At 65.9% G+C, this 20,661-nt stretch carries 19 protein-coding genes; 6 read left to right on the plus strand and 13 right to left on the minus strand.

What is annotated here, in order from left to right:
* Positions 1-18 precede the first annotated feature (18 nt).
* A complete protein-coding gene (locus TO66_RS05575; protein ID WP_044461388.1) occupies positions 19-1,263 on the plus strand; it encodes an EAL domain-containing protein in 1,245 nt (414 codons plus the stop codon).
* 7 nt (positions 1,264-1,270) lie between these two features.
* On the opposite strand, the gene TO66_RS05580 is transcribed toward TO66_RS05575, so the two are convergent.
* A complete protein-coding gene (locus TO66_RS05580) occupies positions 1,271-1,933 on the minus strand; it encodes a response regulator transcription factor (protein WP_044461389.1) in 663 nt (220 codons plus the stop codon).
* Between the two features lie 387 nt (positions 1,934-2,320).
* Here TO66_RS05580 and TO66_RS05585 point away from each other — a divergent pair, with 387 nt between their 5' ends.
* Positions 2,321-2,605 carry a DUF3509 domain-containing protein gene (locus TO66_RS05585; RefSeq protein WP_044461390.1) on the plus strand — a complete coding sequence of 95 codons (285 nt, stop codon included), beginning with the start codon at positions 2,321-2,323 and terminating at the stop codon, positions 2,603-2,605.
* A 169-nt stretch (positions 2,606-2,774) separates the two neighbouring features.
* On the opposite strand, the gene TO66_RS05590 is transcribed toward TO66_RS05585, so the two are convergent.
* Together TO66_RS05590 and TO66_RS05595 are read right to left on the minus strand one after the other, a co-directional pair.
* Positions 2,775-3,641, minus strand: a complete 867-nt coding sequence (locus TO66_RS05590) for a TIGR02285 family protein (protein ID WP_044461391.1) — start codon at positions 3,639-3,641, stop codon at positions 2,775-2,777.
* Between the two features lie 75 nt (positions 3,642-3,716).
* Complete coding sequence (locus tag TO66_RS05595) at positions 3,717-4,916, minus strand: CaiB/BaiF CoA-transferase family protein (RefSeq protein ID WP_044461392.1); 1,200 nt, start codon at positions 4,914-4,916, stop codon at positions 3,717-3,719.
* Positions 4,917-5,065: 149 nt separating this feature from the next.
* Between TO66_RS05595 and TO66_RS05600 the strand changes: the two genes are divergently transcribed.
* The 3 genes from TO66_RS05600 to TO66_RS05610 all read left to right on the plus strand — a co-directional run bounded on the left by TO66_RS05600 (position 5,066) and on the right by TO66_RS05610 (position 8,731).
* A complete protein-coding gene (locus tag TO66_RS05600; protein WP_044461393.1) occupies positions 5,066-5,608 on the plus strand; it encodes a YaeQ family protein in 543 nt (180 codons plus the stop codon).
* 63 nt (positions 5,609-5,671) lie between these two features.
* Positions 5,672-7,381 (plus strand): single-stranded-DNA-specific exonuclease RecJ, encoded by a 1,710-nt coding sequence (recJ, locus tag TO66_RS05605; protein WP_044461394.1) that lies wholly within the window; start codon positions 5,672-5,674, stop codon positions 7,379-7,381.
* Between the two features lie 243 nt (positions 7,382-7,624).
* Positions 7,625-8,731, plus strand: coding sequence for an NADH:flavin oxidoreductase/NADH oxidase (locus tag TO66_RS05610; protein WP_044461395.1), 1,107 nt, complete (start codon positions 7,625-7,627; stop codon positions 8,729-8,731).
* Positions 8,732-8,912: 181 nt separating this feature from the next.
* Here the strand turns inward: TO66_RS05610 and TO66_RS05615 are convergent, their stop codons facing one another.
* The gene (locus tag TO66_RS05615) at positions 8,913-10,532 is read right to left on the minus strand and encodes a glucan biosynthesis protein D (RefSeq protein ID WP_044461396.1); all 1,620 of its coding nucleotides are present in this window, start codon (positions 10,530-10,532) and stop codon (positions 8,913-8,915) included.
* Positions 10,533-10,726: 194 nt separating this feature from the next.
* Here TO66_RS05615 and TO66_RS05620 point away from each other — a divergent pair, with 194 nt between their 5' ends.
* A complete protein-coding gene (locus tag TO66_RS05620; RefSeq protein WP_044461397.1) occupies positions 10,727-11,260 on the plus strand; it encodes a GNAT family N-acetyltransferase in 534 nt (177 codons plus the stop codon).
* 3 nt (positions 11,261-11,263) lie between these two features.
* Here the strand turns inward: TO66_RS05620 and TO66_RS05625 are convergent, their stop codons facing one another.
* The 9 genes from TO66_RS05625 to TO66_RS05665 form a co-directional block, all read right to left on the minus strand.
* The gene (locus tag TO66_RS05625; protein ID WP_044461398.1) at positions 11,264-11,662 is read right to left on the minus strand and encodes a hypothetical protein; all 399 of its coding nucleotides are present in this window, start codon (positions 11,660-11,662) and stop codon (positions 11,264-11,266) included.
* Positions 11,659-11,970 carry a hypothetical protein gene (locus TO66_RS05630; RefSeq protein WP_044461399.1) on the minus strand — a complete coding sequence of 104 codons (312 nt, stop codon included), beginning with the start codon at positions 11,968-11,970 and terminating at the stop codon, positions 11,659-11,661. Before TO66_RS05630 ends, TO66_RS05625 begins: the two co-directional genes overlap by 4 nt.
* A 254-nt stretch (positions 11,971-12,224) precedes the next feature.
* The gene (locus TO66_RS05635) at positions 12,225-13,649 is read right to left on the minus strand and encodes a gamma-aminobutyraldehyde dehydrogenase (protein ID WP_044461400.1); all 1,425 of its coding nucleotides are present in this window, start codon (positions 13,647-13,649) and stop codon (positions 12,225-12,227) included.
* A 75-nt stretch (positions 13,650-13,724) separates the two neighbouring features.
* Entirely contained in the window at positions 13,725-14,552 is an 828-nt protein-coding gene (locus TO66_RS05640) for an ABC transporter permease (protein WP_044461401.1), read from the minus strand.
* A complete protein-coding gene (locus TO66_RS05645; protein ID WP_044461402.1) occupies positions 14,542-15,489 on the minus strand; it encodes an ABC transporter permease in 948 nt (315 codons plus the stop codon). The genes TO66_RS05640 and TO66_RS05645 overlap by 11 nt, the downstream gene beginning before the upstream one ends.
* Position 15,490: 1 nt before the next feature.
* Positions 15,491-16,528 carry an ABC transporter ATP-binding protein gene (locus TO66_RS05650; protein ID WP_044461403.1) on the minus strand — a complete coding sequence of 346 codons (1,038 nt, stop codon included), beginning with the start codon at positions 16,526-16,528 and terminating at the stop codon, positions 15,491-15,493.
* Between the two features lie 246 nt (positions 16,529-16,774).
* Positions 16,775-17,926 carry a putative ABC transporter substrate-binding protein YdcS gene (gene ydcS, locus TO66_RS05655; protein WP_044461404.1) on the minus strand — a complete coding sequence of 384 codons (1,152 nt, stop codon included), beginning with the start codon at positions 17,924-17,926 and terminating at the stop codon, positions 16,775-16,777.
* Between the two features lie 89 nt (positions 17,927-18,015).
* Positions 18,016-19,506, minus strand: a complete 1,491-nt coding sequence (locus TO66_RS05660; RefSeq protein WP_044461405.1) for a gamma-aminobutyraldehyde dehydrogenase — start codon at positions 19,504-19,506, stop codon at positions 18,016-18,018.
* Positions 19,507-19,608: 102 nt separating this feature from the next.
* Positions 19,609-20,523, minus strand: coding sequence for a LysR family transcriptional regulator (locus TO66_RS05665; protein ID WP_044461406.1), 915 nt, complete (start codon positions 20,521-20,523; stop codon positions 19,609-19,611).
* Positions 20,524-20,661 lie beyond the last annotated feature (138 nt).

The following is a 20,661-nucleotide window of genomic DNA, read 5'->3' on the forward strand; positions in this document are numbered from 1 at the left end:
CGTATCGGAGGTCGTTTCATGCACAGATTGAAAGTGCTCGTTCTTGAAGACAATTCGTTCCAGCTGATGGCCTTGCACCAGATGCTCAACGCCAACGGCGTGTTCAACGTGCTGAACGCCGAAAGCGTGGCCGCCGCCCGGCAATCCCTGGACAGCAAGGGGCCGGTGGATATCGCCATCTGCGATTTGTACCTGGAGCAGGCCGACGGGCTGGAACTGATCCGCTACCTGGCCGAGCAGCAGCGGGCGAAGGCGCTGATCATTCTCAGCGACGCGCAGGCGGATGTCCGCGAAGGCGCCGCGGCCATGGCCCGGCAACAGGGCCTGAAGGTGCTGGGGTGCTTGCCCAAGCCGGCCTCGGTGAACCTGGTCAATGAGCTGCTGCGCCTGTACCAGCAGTGTTTCGAGCCGGGCCCGCAGGCCTTGTCGCTGGCCCAGGTGCGCGAAACCCTGGCGCTGGATGTGTTCCAGCCGCAGCCGCCGACCGCCGAGGAAGGCCTGGCGGCGGTGCGGCGTTACGGTGTCGCGTATTTCCAGCCGGTGCTCGGCCAGGATGGCGAGGTCCTGGGCGTCGAGGCCCTGGCGCGCTGGCAGCACCCGGAGCATGGCCTGATGCTGCCCGCCGACTTCCTGCCGGTGATCGAGTCCGCCGGCCTGGAGGAGGCCTTCGCCTGGCTCATGCTGGAGCAGGCCATGCAACTGTCGGCCGGCGTGCGCCTGGTGATGGGCCGCTCGCTGGCCATCGCGGTGAACATCCCGGTGGGCCTGCTGGAGCTGGCGAACTTCCCGCGGCAGCTCGAAGCCCTGCTGCGCCGGTTCGAGGTGCCGGCCCGCCTGTTGACGCTGGAAATCGTCGAGACCACCGAATTGCCGACCGACACCGCCCACGTGGAGGCCCTGCTGCGCCTGCGCATGATCGGTTGCAAGCTGTCGATCGGCGACTTCGGTACCGGCGGCACCAGCCTGCAGCGCCTGCTGGAGTTGCCATTCACCGAGTTGAAGATTCCGCCGGCCTTCGTCTGCGGGCTGGCGGCCGACGAGCGCAAGTCGGCGGTGGTGGCGGGGGCCATGAGCATGGCCCGGCGCATGTCGCTGGGGGTGGTGCTGGCAGGTATCGAGAGCGCCGACGACTACCGGGCGGCCCAGAAGCTGGGTCAGGCGCGCCTGCAAGGCTGTTTCATCGCCGAGCCGATGAGCGCCGTCGAGGTGCGGCAGTGGATCGCCCTGCGCCTGCGCGACGCCTGCGACCCGGCGCTGGACTGAACCGTGCTCAGGCCAGCCCGTGCTCCTGCACGTAGATGTACAGCGCCGCGGCGCTGGACAGGCCGAGCTTGCGCATGGCGCTGACCTTCTGGGTGCTGACGGTCTTTTTGCTGCGGCTGAGCCGCTCGGCAATTTCCCCCACGGTCATCCCGGCCGCCAGCAGGCGGATGACTTCCAGTTCGCGGGGCGACAGTTGCTCCCCCGACAGCAGGCGATCCGGCCCGACTTCGCCCGCCAGGCTGAGCAATTGCTGGATGGCCTGGGCGATGAATACCTTGTCGCGCCGCACATGGCTGATCGCCGCGGGCAGCTCGTCGGCCAGGCTGGCCTTGCTCAGCAGGCCCATGACGCCCAGGTCGAGGATCGAGCGGAACAGCCCGGGATTGTTGAGCATGGTCACCACCACTATCGGCAACTGTGGATGGTGCCGGCGTACGTGCTCGATCAGGCGCAGCCCGTCGTTCTGCTGTTCCCCCGGCATCATGAAATCGGTGACCAGGACGTCGCAGGGGCAGCGTTGCAGCAGCTCGCCGAGTTCGGTCGGCGAGCTGGCTTCGCCGACGATCTCCAGGCTGGCGTCGCGCTCCAGGACGGCGCGCAGGCCGATGAGAAAGATCGGGTGATCGTCGGCCAGGACGATTCGCAGCTTTTGATTGGACGTCTGGTTCAAGGTTCGCTCCGGTGAGAAGGCAGCATTTCGGACAGGCCCGGCAGCCGGGCAACCGTCATCGTTGCGCCGCCGGGCTTTGCAACCGTTTGGGGAGAGGCTCCATGGCCACCTCCCCATCTGACCTGCGCAAGGCCGCGCTGCAAGAAGTTCGAGGCACGGATAGATTCACCGGCACCCTGACGTTCGTTGCTGGTTCGAGGTGATGATTCTAGTCTGATCCGGCGTGTTTTTTATCTGTCATGTTTTGCGGGCATGCTGGCTCGACTCAGGTCGGCAACCCCTGGCGGTTGCGAACTTTCTTCTCTGGGCGATGGTCACTTGGATGTCAGAACGCTACCGGCATTCGTGTATGCGAGCCTTAATTCGAGCTATTGAGTGGTGATCGAGATGGAAAGTATCAGCCTATTGTTGGGTGAAGCTTTGAGCCCGTACCAGGTAACTCTGACCCCGCGCGCGCAGGGCGACTGCCTGGTGACCCTGAAGAATGCCTTGGGCTCCATAGTGGTCGAGCGCGAGTTCAGCCAGGCCCAGTTGACTGACAAGCGCCAGTTGACCGATGTCGTCGACGGTCTGCACCGCGATGTACTGATTGCCGAAGGCCGCCTGGAACCCTGCGTTATCGCGGCCTTGCGCAACGTGGCCCGGGAGAAGGCCTTCGATACCGCGCGTTGAGCGAAATTTTTCGGGAACCTTCGCGATTGGCCACCAGTCAGACCCTTTGCAACAGGATCAAGCATTGTGCTCCGGTGCTTGTCGCTTGTTGCACGGGTCTGCTCTCAGACCCCGTTTAACCCCGAGCCAGCTCCCCACTGCTCGGGGTTTCTTTTTGGCGCGGAGTTTGTCATTGCGCTGGCGCGTCGCGGAAGAACGCCCGGGCGTCGCTGCGGTACTGCTCGCGCAGCGAGGGCTCCAGCCATTGCGCATACAGCTCCAGCAACGTGTCCGGGCGCAGTTCGAGCAGCGCCCGGTTGATGCGCTCCACAGCCTGCCGGCCCTGGACGGTATTCGAGCAGCCGACCTGGATCGACTGATACCTGGGCGTGCCCTGGATCGGATAGAACGCCAGGTCGTCCGGGTCGATCCCCTGCTGCTGCGCCTGAAAGCGAATTTCCGAGCGATAGCCGAGCAGGGCCCTGAGGCGCCCGTGGCGTTGCATCTGCAGCAGGTTGCCGATGGCGCTGTTGCCGTAGTGGGCCACCAGCGCCTGGGCGGGCGCCTGCTTGAGCAGGTTGTCGATCTGCTCGCCGTAACTGCGCTCGGCCACCACCCCGACGTTGTGCAGGGCACTGCCCAGCAGCGCGCTCAAGTCGATCTGCTCGTCGTGGATGAAGGGCGACAACAGGGGACGGTCCTGGCGCCTGACGGCCACGCCATTGCTGAGCACGCGAAAGCTGGGGGTGGAAAATGCCAGCCACTGCGCCCGTTGCGGGGTGAACACCAGCGTCGGATCGCAGACGAAAGGCAGTTCCCGCAACATTTGCATGCCCCGGGCACGGTTGACGTACACCGTCTGGTGGTCGTACTCCGGCAGGCTGGCCATCAGCACGGGCAGGGCCTGGTCGATCACTCCGCGGCCTTTTTGCGGGCCTTCGGAAATCGTCATGGGCGGCAGGTCGCGCAACACCCAGATCAACCTGTCCCTGGCCGGGCTGGCCGAGGACCACAGGCCAAGGGCCAGCAGCAGCGCCAGCAGGCGCGCGCCACGCATCACCCGCCGGCCCTCGCCAAGGCCGGCGGATGATCGATTGTTCGCAGGGGCGTGCGCGGGGAGCCGCGTCCGGGATCAGATGGCGCCGCTGTCACGCAAGGCCTCGATCTGCCGGGGGCTGTAGCCCAACGCGTCCAGTACCTGGGCATTGTGCTCGCCGAGCGTGGGCCCGACCCACTCCGCCGAACCTGGCGTCTGCGAGAGTTTCGGTACGATGCCCGGCATCTTGAACGGCTTGCCATCCGGCAGCCGGGCCTGGAGGAACATCTCCCGGGCGAGAAATTGCGGGTCGCTGAACATGTCCTCGGCGCTGAAGATCCGGCTGGCCGGGACCTCGGCCTGGTTCAACAGTTCGAGCACGCGCTCCAGCGGCAGCGAGTTGACCCAGCGGTCGATGACTCCGTACAGCTCGTCGCGGCGGCTGTCGCGGCCATCGTTGCTGGCCAGGGCCGGGTCGTTGGCCAGGTCGTCGCGCCCGATGATCTGCATGAAGCGCTTGAAGATCGCATCGCCGTTGGCGCCGATCTGTACGTGCTTGCCATCGGCGCTGGTGTGGATGGAGGAGGGCGTGATGCCGGGCATGATGTTGCCGGTGCGTTCGCGGATGAAGCCGAACACGTCGAACTCCGGGACCATGCTTTCCATCATGGCGAAGATCGCTTCGTACAACGCCACGTCCACCACCTGGCCCTGGCCGCCGTTGACCTCGCGGTGCCGCAGGGCCATCAGCGCGCCGATCACGCCCCACAGGGCGGCGATCGAATCGCCGATGGAAATGCCGGTGCGCACCGGCGGCCGGTCCTCGAACCCGGTGATGTAGCGCAGCCCGCCCATGGATTCGCCGACCGCGCCGAACCCGGGCTGGTCCTTCATCGGCCCGGTCTGGCCGAAGCCCGACAGGCGCACCATCACCAGCTTGGGGTTCAGGGCGTGCAGGGTGTCCCAACCCAGGCCGAGTTTTTCCAGGACCCCGGGGCGGAAGTTCTCGATCAGGATGTCGGCGTCGCCCAGCAGCTTCTTCAGCACCTCCAGGCCGTCCGGGTGCTTGAGGTTCAGGGTCAGGGACTTCTTGTTGCGGGCCTGGACGAACCACCACAGCGACGTGCCTTCATACAGCTTGCGCCATTTGCGCAGCGGATCGCCGCCGTCCGGCGATTCGACCTTGATCACCTCGGCACCGAATTCGGCGCAGATGCGCGAGGCGAACGGGCCGGCGATCAGGGTGCCGAGTTCGACGACTTTCAGGCCGGCAAGGGGTTTGGCGGTAAGCGGCATGGAGAATCCTTGTAGGACAAAGACGGGGCGGTAGAGCGTTTTAACATAGGCCGGCGCTCCCTCGCCAAAGGATGATGGCGGCGGATTCGTGGAATGGCCCGCGCATCGGTTAGACTTGCCGCCTTTCCACGTATCAAGAAGCCCTGTCCATGGCCCAGCCGTCTACCACCTACAAGTTTGAATTGAACCTGACTGACCTCGATCGCGGGGTCTATGAGAGCGTCAAGCAAACCATCGCCCGTCATCCGTCGGAAACCGAAGAGCGCATGACGGTGCGTCTGCTGGCCTACGCCCTCTGGTACAGCGAGCAGCTGTCGTTCGGCCGCGGCCTGTCGGAAGTGGATGAGCCGGCCCTGTGGGAAAAAAGCCTGGACGACCGGGTGCTGCACTGGATCGAAGTCGGCCAGCCGGATGCCGAGCGCCTGACCTGGTGTTCGCGCCGCACCGAGCGCACCAGCCTCCTGGCCTACGGCAGCCTGCGCGTGTGGCAGACCCGGGTGGTGGACGCGGTGAAGAACCTGAAGAACCTCAATATCGCCGGCGTGCCCCAGGATGTCCTGGAGATCCTCGCCAAGGACATGCCGCGCGTCATCAAGTGGGACGTGATGATCAGCGAAGGCACGATCTTCGTCACCGACGATCGCGGCCAGCACGAAGTCCAGCTGGAATGGCTGCTGGGCGAGCGCGGCTGATCGCCTCGCGCCCCGCGCCGTTTCACCGTATTCCCCGTATCGAAGAGAAGCTCCTGCCGCCCCATGCGTATCGAACCCCGTGAGTTGCCCGCCACCCTGCCATTCCTCGGTGACCTGCCGCCCCTGCTGACTCGCCTGTACGCCGCGCGTGGCGTGCAGTCCGAGGCCGAGCTGGACAAGAGCCTGGCGCGGCTGATCCCGTTCCAGCAGCTCAAGGGCATCGACGCCGCGGTGGACCTGCTGGTGACGGCGCTGGAGCAGGGCGAGCGCATCCTGATCGTCGGCGATTTCGATGCCGACGGCGCCACCGCCAGTACCGTGGGGGTGCTCGGCCTGCGCCTGCTGGGCGCGGCCCATGTCGACTACCTGGTGCCGAACCGTTTCGAGTACGGCTACGGCCTGACCCCGGAAATCGTCGCCGTGGCCCTGCAGCGCCAGCCCCGGCTGCTGATTACCGTGGACAACGGCATCTCCAGCGTCGAAGGCGTGGCCGCGGCCAAGGCGGCGGGGCTGAAAGTGCTGGTCACCGACCACCACTTGCCGGGCCAGGAACTGCCGGCGGCCGATGCCATCGTTAACCCGAACCAGCCCGGGTGCGAATTCCCGAGCAAGGCGCTGGCCGGGGTCGGGGTGATTTTCTATGTGCTGATGGCGCTGCGCGCCCGTCTGCGCAGCCTCGGCTGGTACGCAAGCCGGCCTCAGCCGAATATCGGCGAGCTGCTGGACCTGGTGGCGCTGGGCAGTGTCGCCGACGTGGTGCCGCTGGACGCCAACAACCGCATCCTGGTGCACCAGGGGCTGGAGCGGATTCGCGCCGGGCGTGCGCGGCCGGGTATCAGGGCGATCCTTGAAGTGGCCAAGCGCGAGGCGTCGCGCATCACCTCCACCGACCTGGGGTTCATCCTCGGCCCGCGACTGAACGCCGCCGGGCGCCTGGACGACATGAGCCTGGGCATCGAATGCCTGCTCAGCCAGGACATGGCCCTGGCCCGGGAAATGGCCAGCCAGCTGGATGAGCTGAACCAGGACCGCAAATCCATCGAGCAGGGCATGCAGCGCGAGGCCCTGGCCCAGCTCAAGGATCTGCCGGTGGAGTCGATGCCGTTCGGCCTGTGCCTGTTCGACGCCGACTGGCACCAGGGCGTGATCGGGATTCTTGCCTCGCGCCTGAAGGAGCGCTATCACCGGCCGACCATCGCCTTCGCCGACGCCGGCGAGGGCATGCTCAAGGGCTCGGCGCGTTCGGTGCCGGGCTTTCATATCCGCGATGCGCTGGATGCGGTCGCGGCCCGGCATCCGGAGCTGATCAGCAAGTTCGGCGGCCACGCCATGGCGGCCGGCCTGTCGCTGCCGGAGCAGAATTTCCCGGCCTTCGCCGAAGCCTTCGACGTCGAGGTCCGTCGCCAGCTGCGCGAGGAAGACCTGACCGGACGCCTGCTGTCGGACGGCACCCTGGCGGTGGAAGAATTCCACCTCGAACTGGCCCGGGCCCTGCGCCATGCCGGCCCCTGGGGCCAGCACTTCCCCGAGCCACTGTTCCACGGCGTGTTCCAGTTGGTGGAGCAGCGCGTGGTCGGCGAGCGCCACCTCAAGGTCGTGCTGCGCAGCGAGTGCGGCTCGGTGAAGCTCGACGGCATCGCCTTTGGCATCGACCGCGACATCTGGCCGAACCCGACCATCCGCTGGGTGGAGCTGGCCTACAAGCTCGACCTCAACGAGTTCCGCGGCCAGGAAACGGTGCAATTGATGATTGCCCATATCGAGCCCCGCTGACGGCCATGGCGCTTCTGTAGGAGCCAGGCTTGCCGGCGATACAGGCACCGCGGTGCACCAGGAACGACGCCATCGGGGAACCCTGCCTCCTCGCCCATTGTCGACTAGGCTCTAAGCACTGCTTGATTGGCCTTGTGACGTCTTGTCCTTTTCTCCCCGCGGGGGCGGGCGCTGTCCTTATCTAGTCACTCGTCGACTGGTCAAACAGAACCTGGAGCCTGACCACTGACCGAGAGGTGCCCCATGAGTCTTCTGCTTGAGCCCTATACCCTTCGTCAACTGACCTTACTCAACCGCATCGCGGTATCGCCCATGTGCCAGTACTCCAGCGTCGATGGACTGGCCAACGACTGGCACCTGGTGCACCTGGGCAGTCGTGCCGTGGGCGGTGCCGGGCTGATTTTCACCGAAGCCACGGCGGTCACCGCCGATGGGCGCATCACCGCCCAGGACCTGGGCCTGTGGAACGACGAACAGATCGCGCCCTTGCAACGCATCACCCGTTTCATCGCCGCCCAGGGCGCGGTGGCCGGTATCCAGCTGGCCCACGCCGGGCGCAAGGCCAGCACCCACCGGCCCTGGCTGGGCAAGCACGGCAGCGTCAAGCCGGCGGAGGGCGGCTGGGTGCCGGTAGGCCCTTCGCCCATCGCCTTCGACCCACAACATACGGCGCCGACCCAGCTCGACGAGGGGCAGATCGCCGAGATCGTCCAGGCCTTCGTCGACGCCGCCAAACGGGCCCTGGTCGCCGGCTTCAAGGTGGTCGAGGTGCATGCGGCCCATGGCTACCTGCTGCATCAGTTCCTCTCGCCCCTGAGCAACCAGCGTCGCGACCAGTACGGCGGCTCGTTCGAGAACCGCATCCGCCTGGTGTTGCAGGTGAGCGAGGCGGTGCGGGCGGTGTGGCCGCAGGAGTTGCCGCTGTTCGTGCGGGTCTCGGCCACCGACTGGGTGGAGGACGGCTGGAATCCGGACGAAACCGTCGAGCTGGCCCGGCGCCTGAAAACCCTGGGGGTGGACCTGATCGATGTGTCGTCCGGCGGTACCGCGGCCAATGCCGAGATCCCCACCGGCCCGGGCTACCAGACCCGTTTCGCCGAGCGGGTGCGCAAGGAATCGGGGATCGCCACCGGCACCGTGGGCATGATCACCGAGCCGGCCCAGGCCGAGCACATTCTGCGCACCTGCCAGGCGGACATCATCTTCCTCGCCCGGGAGCTGCTGCGCGATCCGTACTGGCCGCTGCATGCCGACGACGACCTGAACGGACACAAGGCCATCTGGCCGGCGCAGTACCAGCGCGCGACCCATCGCGACCAGCCGATCCACGAATCGGACCTGCGTGAGTGAGGGGAGTGGAGCAATAAAAAAACCGGCCTGGGAGGGCCGGTTTTTTGTATTCGGATTCGGGAGCTGTGTTGGCTGTGACGACGCCATCGCGGGCAAGCCTCGCTCCTACGGATTGTAGGAGCGAGCGGGCGGCGATCCGACTTGCCCGCGATGGCAATCGATCAAACGCCAACTATCCCGGTCAAGGGTACTTGCGTTTGTCCGGGGCCGGCGGGAAGTACTGGTACAGCCAGGTCTCGCTCAGGGTGCGGTCGTTGGTGCGGATGAACAGCCGCAGTTCCACCGGGTCGACGCTGTCGTTGGTCGGGTACCAGTCGAACAGCACGCGATAACCCTGGATGTCGTCCAGCTTCAGCACATGGAAATCCTTGACCTGGCCATTCGACGCGGTGACCACCGGCTCGATGCCGGTGCCCTCCGGCAGCCGCTCCAGGCCGCCACCGTTGAAGTCCACGGCGAAGCGCCGGGCCCAGACCGGCGGGTAATGCTCGCCCGGGGCCCAGCCCTCGACGAAGCCGCCCATGCCCGAACGGGTGGCGTTGACCCGCGCCAGCGGCGTGCCCACCGGCGGCAGCGCGCTCCAGTACAGCTTGTAGCCGTAGTTCAGCGAGTCTCCGGCGGCCAGCGGTTTTTTCGGCGTCCAGAAGGCCACGATGTTGTCCAGGGTCTCGCCCGTGGTCGGGATCTCCAGCAGGTCCACCGAGCCTTCGCCCCAGGCGGTGGTCGGCTCGACCCACAGGCTCGGGCGCTTGCTGTACCAGTCCACGGTGTCCTGGTAGTTGGCGAACTCGTGGTCGGTCTGCACCAGGCCGAAGCCCTTGGGGTCCTTGTCGGCGAAGGCGTTGAATTGCAGGGTCGCCGGGTTGTTCAGCGGCCGGCAGACCCATTCGCCGTTGCCGCGCCACATGGCCAGGCGGTCCGAGTCGTGGATCTGCGGGTGGATGGTGTCGCACATGCGCCGTTCATGGGTGCCGCAACTGAACATGCTGGTCATCGGCGCGATGCCCAGTTGTTCGATGGCGGTCCGGGCGTTGATATGCGCATCGACGTCCATCACCACGCGCTCGGCCTGGCAGTCGATGTCGAAGCGGTAGGCGCCGGTGGCGCTCGGCGAGTCGAGCAGGGCATAGACCACGAAGCGGGTGCTGTCCTTGTCCGGGGTCTCGAACCAGAACTGGGTGAAGTCGGGAAACTCTTCGCGCTTCTTGGCGTAGGTGTCGATAGCCAGGCCGCGGGCCGAGAGGCCGTACTGGCCGGTCTTGTCCACCGCGCGGAAATAGCTGGCGCCGAGGAAGGACACCACGTCGTGCCGGTCCAGTTCCGGGGCCTTGAACAGCTTGAAACCGGCGAAGCCCAGGTCGCCCTTGAGCTGGCGGGTGTCGACGCTGGTGTCCTGGTAGTTGAACAGCTCCGGACGGAAATGCACTTCCCGCGCCTGGCGGCTCTTGGGGTCGACGCTGTGCATGCGCACAGGCTGCTTGAAGCCCATGCCGACGTGGAAGAACTGCACGTCCAGCTGGCCGTTCAGCTCTTTCCACAGCGAGTGGTTGGCGTCGTAGCGGATCGCGTTGAAGTGCTGCGGGGTCATGGTCGCCAGGGTCGGCGGCAGTACCTGTTTGGTGTCCACGTAGGGCTTGCCGGCCAATTGCCTGGCCTGGGCCTTGAGAATCTCGAAATCGAAGGCCTGCGCTTCGCCATCGGCGGCGCCCGCCCAGGCCCGGGTGGCCAGCAGGCCGGTGGCGGACAGGCCGGTATAGGCTGCCAGCGCCATGGATGCTTTCAGAAGATGCCTGCGATGCATAAGTGAACCTTGTCAGGAGATCCCGAGCCCTTCCTGGCTGCGCACTGGATCGGAAATGGAGGTTCGGTCATGCCTTCGGCCAAACGCAACGGGGGAGTCTTTACAAATGCCCGACAGAATAAACCCTTCGTTCAACGGGCAAAAATGATTAGCTGTATCGATACGTAAACAACGCAAACCGCTGGAAATTCCCTATGTTGCATGAGCGTCTTTTACAGGAGTACGACATCCCGCACCTCAAGCGGATCGACCGCAGGGAGGTGATCCATGAGCTCTATCGCCTGCAGGACGGGCATTTGCTGTGTTATCCACAGCACGAAGTGGTGACCGGCTGGCCGCCGGGCGAAGCCGAGCAGGACGCGCGGCTCTTGCTGGCGTGCCACCGGCGTGGCGGTTGGCTGTACGGGGCCTTCGACGAAGAGCGGCTGGTGGCCGCGGCGGTGGTCGATTGCCTGGTTATCCACAACGCCGGCCTGCATCTGCGCCAGCTGAAGTTCCTGCATGTCAGCCATGACTATCGCGGCCGTGGCCTGGGCCAGCGCCTGTTCGGCCTGGCCGCCGAGCAGGCGCGGCGCCTGGGTGGCGAGGGGCTGTATGTCTCGGCCACGCCGTCGCGCCATACCGTGGATTTCTATCGCCGGCTGGGCTGCGAGCTGCTGTTGGCGCCCGATCCGGAGCTGTATCGCCTGGAGCCCGAGGACATCCATCTGTACCTCAGGCTGGCCTGATTTTCAGCCGGATTGCGGCCTGCAGGCCCGGTGCAGCCAGCGGGCCAGGCAGATCGCGACTAGCGGCAGAAGGCTGGTTTGTGCGCAGTAGAAGTAACCCCGGATGGGATTGTGAGGAAACAGGAAATAGCCGGTGAGTACGCTCAGGGCGACGATCAGCCCCAGCTTCACTTTGAGGTTCGGCACCACTGCGATCACCAGATTGACGATCACGAACAGGATTAACAGCATCTCTATCAGCAAGCCCACGGAAATCCCGCGACTGATGGGGCCATACAGGCTTCGGTAGAGCGCAATCCCGTAGCGATTGACCAGGAGAAAGGCCAGTACCGCCAGCGAGTGGGCGAGGAGGGCTGTGAGCAGGCGGATCGAGTCATCCCGAGTGAACCTAGTGGAACTCATGCGCCGCTACCCACCCATGGCATGAACCGCGGTATGGCATAGAGCACCAGCACGCAGCCCAACCACAGGCCCAGCCATCGATAGTGGGCCGGCATGCCGCAGGCGTGCCAGCCTTTGGCGGCGGCATATACCAGGGCGATCTGAATCAGCAGCAGGGACAGGATCCCTGGGGGAATCGCCACCGCCGAGACAAAGGGCGCGACGGCGGCGTGGGTCAATACCAGGCCGAGTTGCACGACGGCAAAGGGCAGCACCAGCCAGACGGCCAGGTGCAGCATCAGGCTGACGGTGCGGGATTGGCGAGGCATTGGCGCGTCCTTGCTGCCGAAGAAGTTTCAGCGCCGCGGTTGGGGAGCCGGGCGCTTTCTGGCGGCGGATGGTGCCGTAACTTGATCGGCTTGGCCAGACCCCGTTCAATCAGCGCCTTTCAAGGCAATCAAGCCAGTGAATGGCCGTTTTGGGCGCCCACAATGAGGTCCCGGAGAGCCTGCATCATCGTGGGCAAGCCTCGCTCCTACGGATTTGTGCAGTCCGTAGGCGCGAGGCTTGCCCGCGATGCGGTTCAGTGCTTGAACATCACATGACGCACGACGGTGTAGTCCTCCAGCCCGTACATGGACATGTCCTTGCCGTAGCCGGAGAGTTTCTGCCCGCCGTGGGGCATTTCGCTGACCAGCATGAAGTGGGTGTTGACCCAGGTGCAGCCGTATTGCAGGCGTGCCGAAAGGCGGTGGGCGCGGCCGACGTCGGCGGTCCAGACCGAGGAGGCCAGGCCGTAGTCCGAGTCGTTGGCCCAGTCCAGGACCTGGGCTTCGTCGCTGAAGCGGGTGACCGAGACCACGGGGCCGAACACTTCGCGCCGGACGATCTCGTCGTCCTGCTGGGCATCGGCCAGCACCGTCGGCTCGAAGAAGAAACCATTGCCCTCCACCGCCTTGCCGCCGGTGACCAGGCGGATATGGGGCTGGGCGACGGCGCGTTCGACGAACCCGGCCACGCGGTCGCGGTGCTGGGCACTGATCAGCGGCCCCAGTTCGGTGTCCGGATCGCCTTGCAGGCCGTACTTGATGCTGGCGACCGCCGCGCCGAGCTTCTCGACGAAGCGCTCGTAGATCCCGGCCTGGGCATAGATGCGGCAGGCGGCGGTGCAGTCCTGGCCGGCGTTGTAGAAGCCGAAGGTGCGGATACCCTCCACGGCGGCGTCGATGTCGGCGTCGTCGAAAATGATCACCGGGGCCTTGCCGCCCAGTTCCATGTGCATCCGTTTGACGCTGTCGGCGGTGCTGGAAATGATGTGCGAGCCGGTGGCGATGGAGCCGGTGAGCGACACCATGCGCACCTTCGGATGGCTCACCAGCGGCTGGCCGACCGTGGCGCCACGGCCGAAGACCAGGTTGAGCACCCCGGCGGGAAAGATCGCCGCCGCCAGTTCCGCCAGGCGCAGGGCGGTCAGCGGGGTCTGCTCCGACGGCTTGAGCACCACGGTATTGCCGGCGGCCAGGGCCGGGGCGATTTTCCAGGCTACCATCATCAGCGGGTAGTTCCACGGCGCGATGGAGGCGATCACGCCGACTGGATCGCGGCGGATCATCGAGGTGTGGCCCGGCAGGTATTCGCCGCCGGCCGAACCGTTGAGGCAACGGCTGGCGCCGGCGAAGAAGCGGAACACGTCGGCGATCGCCGGGATCTCGTCGTTCAGCGCTGCGCTCAGGGGCTTGCCGCAGTTGTCCGACTCCAGTCTGGCCAATTCCTCGCCATGGGCCTCGATGGCGTCGGCCAGCTTGAGCAGCAGCAGCGAGCGGTCCTTGGGCACGGTCTGCGACCAGCTTTCGAACGCGCTGTCGGCGGCGCGCACCGCGGCGTCGACCTGGGCTTCGCTGGCCTCGTTGATTTCCACCAGCACCCGGCCCAGGGCGGGGTTGAAGACCGCCTGGGCCGGGCCTTCGCCGGCGACCAGTTGGCCGTTGATCAAGAGTTTGGTCTGCATGGTCGGGTCCTCTTCGAATCTAGGGTTTTTCCATGGGAGCGAGCTGCTGTAGGAGCGAGCGGGCCCAAGCGGGTTTCATTTGCCACCGCTGCCGGCGACGCTTTCGCCGCCGCGGGTCAGGTAGTAGGCGCCGAGAATCGGCAGCATGGTCACGAGCATTACCAGCATGGCGACGACGTTGGTCACCGGCACGTCCCGCGGCCGGCTCAACTGGTTGAGCAGCCACAGGGGCAGGGTGCGTTCATGGCCGGCGGTGAAGGTGGTGACGATGATTTCGTCGAACGACAGGGCGAACGCCAGCATGCCGCCGGCCAGCAGGGCCGAGCCGAGGTTCGGCAGGACGATGTAGCGGAAGGTCTGCCAGCCGTCGGCGCCGAGGTCCATCGAGGCCTCGATCAGGCTGTGGGAGGTGCGGCGCAGGCGGGCGATCACGTTGTTGTAGACGATCACCACGCAGAAGGTGGCGTGGCCGACGACTATGGTGAACATCCCGGGCTCGATGCCCAGGGTCTTGAAGGTCGCCAGCAGGGCGATGCCGGTGATGATCCCCGGCAGGGCGATGGGCAGGATCAGCATCAGCGAAATGCCCTGCTTGCCGAAAAACTCGCGGCGGTACAGCGCGGCCGAAGCCAGGGTGCCGAGCACCAGGGCGATCAGGGTGGCGATGGCCGCTATCTGCAGCGACAGCTGGATGGCGTCCAGCACGTCGGGGCGGGCGAAGGCCACGCTGAACCACTTCAGGGTGAAGCCCTGGGGCGGAAAGCTGAAGGCCGCGTCCTCGGTGTTGAAGGCGTAGAGGAAGATGATCAGGATCGGGAAGTGCAGGAAGACCAGCCCGCCCCACGCCGCGATGCGCAGGCCCAGCGACGCTTTTTCTGCATGGCTTGCTGTATCAGAGCGCATCGAAGGCCCCCAGGCGTTTGACGATGGACAGGTAAAGGGCGATCAGCACGATCGGCACCAGGGTGAATGCGGCGGCCATCGGCATGTTGCCGATCGCGCCCTGCTGGGCGTAGACCATGCCGCCGACGAAGTAGCCGGGCGGGCCCACCAGTTGCGGCACGATGAAGTCGCCCAGGGTCAGGGAGAAGGTGAAGATCGAGCCGGCGGCGATGCCCGGCACCGACAGCGGCAGGATCACCTGCATGAAGGTCTGGCGCGGCTTGGCGCCGAGGTCCGCGGAGGCTTGCAGCAGGGACGGCGGCAGGCGCTCCAGGGAGGCCTGGATCGGCAGGATCATGAACGGCAGCCAGATGTAGACGAACACCATGAACCGCCCCAGGTGCGAGGTCGACAGGGTGCTGCCGCCGACCCCGGGAATGCCCAGCACCATTTGCAGCAGCGGCTCCAGCCCTAGGTGCTGGACGAACCACTGGGCGACGCCGCCCTTGGCCAGCAGCAGGGTCCAGGCGTAGGCCTTGACGATATAGCTGGCCCACATCGGCAGCATCACCGCGATGTAGAAAAACGCCTTGGTCTTGCCGCTGGTGTAGCGCGCCATGTAGTAGGCGATGGGGAAGGCGACCAGGGCGCTGGCGATCGACACGGCGATGGCCATGCTCAGGGTGCGCAGGATGATGTCGAAGTTCGACGGCTGGAACAGCGCGGCGAAGTTGCCCAGGGTCAGGTCCGGGGTGACCGCCATGGTGAAGTCGTCGAAGGTGTAGAAGCCTTGCCAGAGCAGGGTCAGCAGGGAACCCAGGTAAATCGCGCCGAACCAGATCAGCGGCGGCACCAGCAGCAGCGACAGGTAGAGGTTCGGCCGCCGGTACAGCAGGTTGGCAAAGCGCCGCAGCGGTGAGCCGCCGTGGCTGGTCGGAGCGATCGCCAGGCTGTTCATCTCACACCCCGCTCGCGGCGGTGTCGCTCAGCGGGATCATCGCCTCGCGAGCCCAGCGCGCGGTCAGGCGCTGGCCGGTCTGGTAGGGGACGGCGACGTCCTGCCACTGGTCGTTGGCCTGGCTGATGTTCAGGGCCTGGCCGTTGTCCAGGCGCAGCTCGTAGCGGGTGGCGCTGCCCTGGTACTGGATGTCGTGCAGCAAGCCGCTGATTTCGATCTCGTGGCCGGCCCGCGGGCCTTCGGCGAAGCGCACGTGTTCCGGGCGGATCGAGAAGGGCTGGGGGCTGCCGTTCAGCTGGGCGGCCAGCTCGCCGCGAATCACGTTGGAGGTGCCGACGAACTCGGCGACGAAAGCGGTCGCCGGCCGCATATACAGGTTGCGCGGGCTGTCGACCTGCTCGATGCGGCCCTGGTTGAACACCGCCACCCGGTCGGACATCGACAGCGCTTCGGTCTGGTCGTGAGTGACGAAGATGAAGGTGATGCCGAGCTGGCGTTGCAGCTTCTTCAACTCGCCCTGCATCTGTTCGCGCAGCTTCAGGTCCAGCGCGCCCAGCGGTTCGTCGAGCAACAGCACCCGCGGGCGATTGACCAGGGCCCGGGCCAGGGCCACGCGCTGGCGCTGGCCGCCGGACAACTGCGCCGGCTTGCGCTCGCCATAGCCTTGCAGGGCGACCATGGCCAGGGCTTCCTCGGCGCGCCCGTGGCGTTCGCGCGTGCCCACGCCCTTGACCTTCAAGCCGTAGGCGACGTTGTCGCGCACGTTCATGTGCGGGAACAGCGCGTAGTCCTGGAACACGGTGTTGACGTCGCGCTGGTAGGGCGGCAGGCCGGCGGCCTCGGCGCCGTGGATGCGGATCGAGCCGGCGCTGGGCTGCTCGAAGCCGGCGATCAGGCGCAGGCAGGTGGTCTTGCCCGAGCCGGAAGGGCCGAGCATGGAAAAGAACTCGCCGTCCTGGATATCGATGGACACCCGATCAACGGCCTTCACCTCGCCGAACTGCCGGGAAACGTTGGTGAACTGGACTGCAAGCGTCATGGTGCGGGGCTCCGGAAAAGCCAGGGCCGTCGCAGCGGCCCAGCCTGAACTTCAGATAATCAGTCATGCGCAAACCAGCTTGGCCTTTGGCAAAACCCTGGCTGGGAAAGTCGTTCGGGGCGCGTCGCGAGCGGCGATCAGCCGGGGCCGGCCAGCGCGCGGCAGCCGCAGCGTACGTCGGTACGCGAGGATGCGAGCACTGCCCGGGCGCGGTTGATCGACGCATAGCCGCTACCGGAATGACTTTTATCTACCGCCCATGATCGCGATGTAGTCCTGGGTCCAGCGGCTGTAGGGCACGAACTTGCCCCCCTCGGCCTGCGGGGTTTTCCAGAAGGCGATCTTGTCGAACTGGTCGAAGCCGTTGGTCTTGCAGCCTTCGGCGCCCAGCAGCTCGCTTGCCTTGCAGGCCGCCGGCACCGCCGGCAGCGAACCGAACCAGGCGGCGACGTCGCCCTGGACCTTGGGCTTGAGCGACCAGTCCATCCACTTGTAGGCGCAGTTGGGGTGCTTGGCCTCGCTGTGCAGCATGGTGGTGTCGGCCCAGCCCGTGGCGCCTTCCTTGGGGATGGTCGAGGCGATCGGCTGTTTCTCGTTGACCAGGCCATTGACCTGATACGGCCAGGAACTGGCGGCCACCACGCCTTCGTTCTTGAAGTCGCTCATCTGCACCGTGGTGTCGTGCCAGTAGCGGTGGATCAGCGGCTGCTGGGCGCGCAGCAGGTCGAGCACCGCCTTGTACTGGGCCTCGGTCAGCTCGTAGGGGTTCTGGATCCCCAGCTCCGGCTTGGCGCTCTTGAGGTAGAGCGCGGCGTCGGCGATGTAGATCGGCCCGTCATAGGCCTGCACGCGGCCCTTGTTGGGCTTGCCGTCCGGCAGGTCCTGGGCGTCGAACAGCACGCCCCAGCTGGTCGGCGCCTGCTTGAAGACGCTGGTGTTGTACATCAGCACGTTCGGGCCCCACTGGTAGGGGGTGCCATAGACCTGCCGGTCGACCACGTACCAGGGCGCGTCCTTGAGGCGCGGGTCGAGGCCGCTCCAGTTGGGGATCAGCGCGGTATTGATAGGCTGCACGCGCTTGCCGGCGATCAGCCGCAGGGAGGCGTCGCCGGACGCGGTGACCAGGTCGTAGCCGCCCTTGGCCATCAGGCTGACCATCTCGTCGGAGGTGGCCGCGGTCTTGACGTTGACCTTGCAGCCGGTCTCCTTCTCGAAACCGCTCACCCAGTCGTAGTTCTTGTCGCTTTCGCCACGTTCGATGTAGCCGGGCCAGGCCACGATATCCAGCTGTCCCTCGCCGGCGCCGACAGCCTTGAGCGGTTCGGCGGCCTGGATACTGGCGTTGGCCAGCAGGGCGGTGGTGATTGCACTGAGCAGTGCGGTCTTGTGCACGGACATGGGGAAACCCTCTTCTTCAAATTATGGTCGGGGCAGTCGAACGTGGTGGAGCGCGCCTTGGGGGCTTGTTATCAGCTTAGTGCCGTTATTTATTCGAGGTCATTGCCGTGGCGCGCCATGATGTGCCGCACCACGCTGTAGTCCTGCAGCGAATCGCTGGACAGGTCCTTACCGTAGCCGGAACGCTTCAGGCCGCCGTGGGGCATTTCGCTGGCCAGCATGAAATGGCTGTTAATCCAGGTGCAGCCGTATTGCAGGCGGGCCGCCACCTGCATGGCCTTGTCCAGGTTGCGGGTCCAGACCGACGAGGCCAGGCCGTATTCCGAGTCGTTGGCCCAATCCACCGCCTGGGGCAGGTCGTCGAAACGGGTGATGGTGACCACCGGTCCGAACACTTCGCGCTGGACGATTTCATCCTGTTGCCGGCAGCCGGCCAGCAGGGTCGGCTGGTAATAGAAGCCGGGGCCCGAATGCACCGCGGCGCCGGTCACCCGTTCGATATGTGGCTGGCCCAGGGCGCGTTCGACGAAGCTGGCCACGCGGTCGCGCTGGCGGGTACTGATCAGTGGGCCGATCTCGTTGTCGGCGTCGCGCTTGCCGGCAAAGCGCAGGCTGGCGACAGCGCTGCCGAGTTCGGCGACCAGCCGGTCGTGGATCCCGGCCTGGGCATAGATCCGGCAAGCGGCGGTGCAATCCTGCCCGGCGTTGTAATAGCCGTAGGTGCGCACGCCTTCGACCACGGCTTGCAGGTCGGCATCGTCGCAGACGATCACCGGCGCCTTGCCGCCTAGCTCCAGGTGCGTGCGCTTCAGGGTTTTCGAGGCGGCCTGGAGGATCTTCTGCCCGGTGACGATATCCCCGGTCAACGACACCATGCGCACCCTCGGGTGGCTCACCAGATGGCTGCCCACGCCTTCGCCACCGCCGCAGACGATGTTCAGCACGCCGCGCGGCAGCAGCTCGGCCAGGGTCGGCGCCAGGGCCAGGATCGACAGCGGGGTGTGCTCGGAAGGCTTGAATACCAGGGTGTTGCCGGCGGCGAGGGCCGGGGCGATCTTCCAGGCGGCCATCATGATCGGGTAGTTCCACGGCGCAATCGAGGCCACCACGCCGATCGGGTCGCGCCGCACCATGCTGGTGTAGCCCGGCAGGTACTCGCCGGCGAGCTGGCCGGTCTGGCAGCGCACGGCGCCGGCAAAGAAACGGAAGACGTCGACGGTGGCGCCGAGATCGTCCTGGCGCGCCAGGTGCAGCGGCTTGCCGCAGTTCAGTGATTCCAGGCGGGCCAGATGGTCGGCTTGCCGTTCCACGGCGTCGGCGATGCCCAGCAGCAGGGTGGCGCGCTGCTGCGGCGTGGTCCGCGACCAGCTGGCAAAGGCGCGATGGGCCGCGAGGATCGCGCTTTCCACCTGTTCGGTGCTGGCTTCGGCAATGTGCCCCAGCACGTCGCCGGTGGCGGGGTTGAGGATGGGCTCGACCCGTCCCTGGCCGGCAACGAGTTCGCCGTCGATCAACAACGCGGTGGGCATCGGGGGCTGCGCGCCAGTCATGTTCCGGGCTCTCTTTTCTTGTCGGGCCATGGGCTCTCCTGTGACGCAAGCCCGGCCTTCTGCATGGAGTGGCATGAGACTAGTCGCGGGGCTTGCACTGGACAAATACCAAATACTGAAAGCGGCGTTCGATTAAATAGATGGCTTGCGTCCGCCATGGGGCTGCTCGCGCGCCACGGTCAGGAACGGGTCGACCAGCGCCGGCCGGGCCGTGCCGCGGCGCCAGGCCAGGCCGACGTCGAGGGTCTGGCTCAGGTCGGCGATGGGCCGGGCCTCGATGATGTCGCCCTCCAGCGACCAGGGGCGGTAGGTCATGTCCGGCTGGATCGACACCCCGAGCCCGGCGGCCACCAGGCTGCGCACCGCTTCGGTGGAGGCGGTGCGCAGGGTGACGCGCGGCTGCAGGCCGGCGCCGGACCACAGGCGCTGGGCGTTGCGGTCCATTTCATCGACATTGAGCTGGATCAGCGGCTCGCGGGCGACATCCGCCAGGTTGATGCTGTCGTGTTCCAGCAGCGGATGCTGGGCCGGCAGCCACAGGCGGTGCGGGGAGTGGGTCAGGACTTCGGTCTGCAGGGCATGGCGGTCCTCGAGATTGGAGAGGATCAGCACCCCGACGTCGATTTCGCCGCTCACCAGCAGGTGTTCGATGTAGGGGCGCTCGTCCTCCATCACGCGGATCTCCACGTTCGGATAGGCGCGCTGGAAACGCGTGAGCAGATCCGCCAGGTAATAACCGGCCACCAGGCTGGTCACGCCGACGGTCAACTGGCCGGCGACCTGGTCGGTGCTCTGTTGCAGGCTGCGCTTGGCGTTGTCGACGGTAGCCAGGATCAGGTGCGCCTGGCGCAGGAACTGGTGGCCCTGGTGGGTCAGGGTCATGCCCTTGGCGTGGCGGTTGAACAGGCCGACGCCGATTTCCTGCTCCAGTTGCTGGATCGCCAGGGTCAGGGTCGACTGGGAGATGAACACCGCCTGGGCGGCGGCCGAGATCGAGCCGGTCTCGGCCACGGCGATGAAATGACGGATCTGGCGCAGGGTCATCATGGGTAATCACCAGGCTGGCGCTTTTATCGATGTTTTCGAGTATATATCGCTTTAATCGAATGGCTGTCCACGACCTCGATGGCCCGAGGCGAAGCAACATCTGGAAGCACACTCGGACCCAGGCGCCGGGCACTTCGA

Source organism: Pseudomonas sp. MRSN 12121 (assembly GCF_000931465.1).
Lineage (GTDB): Bacteria > Pseudomonadota > Gammaproteobacteria > Pseudomonadales > Pseudomonadaceae > Aquipseudomonas.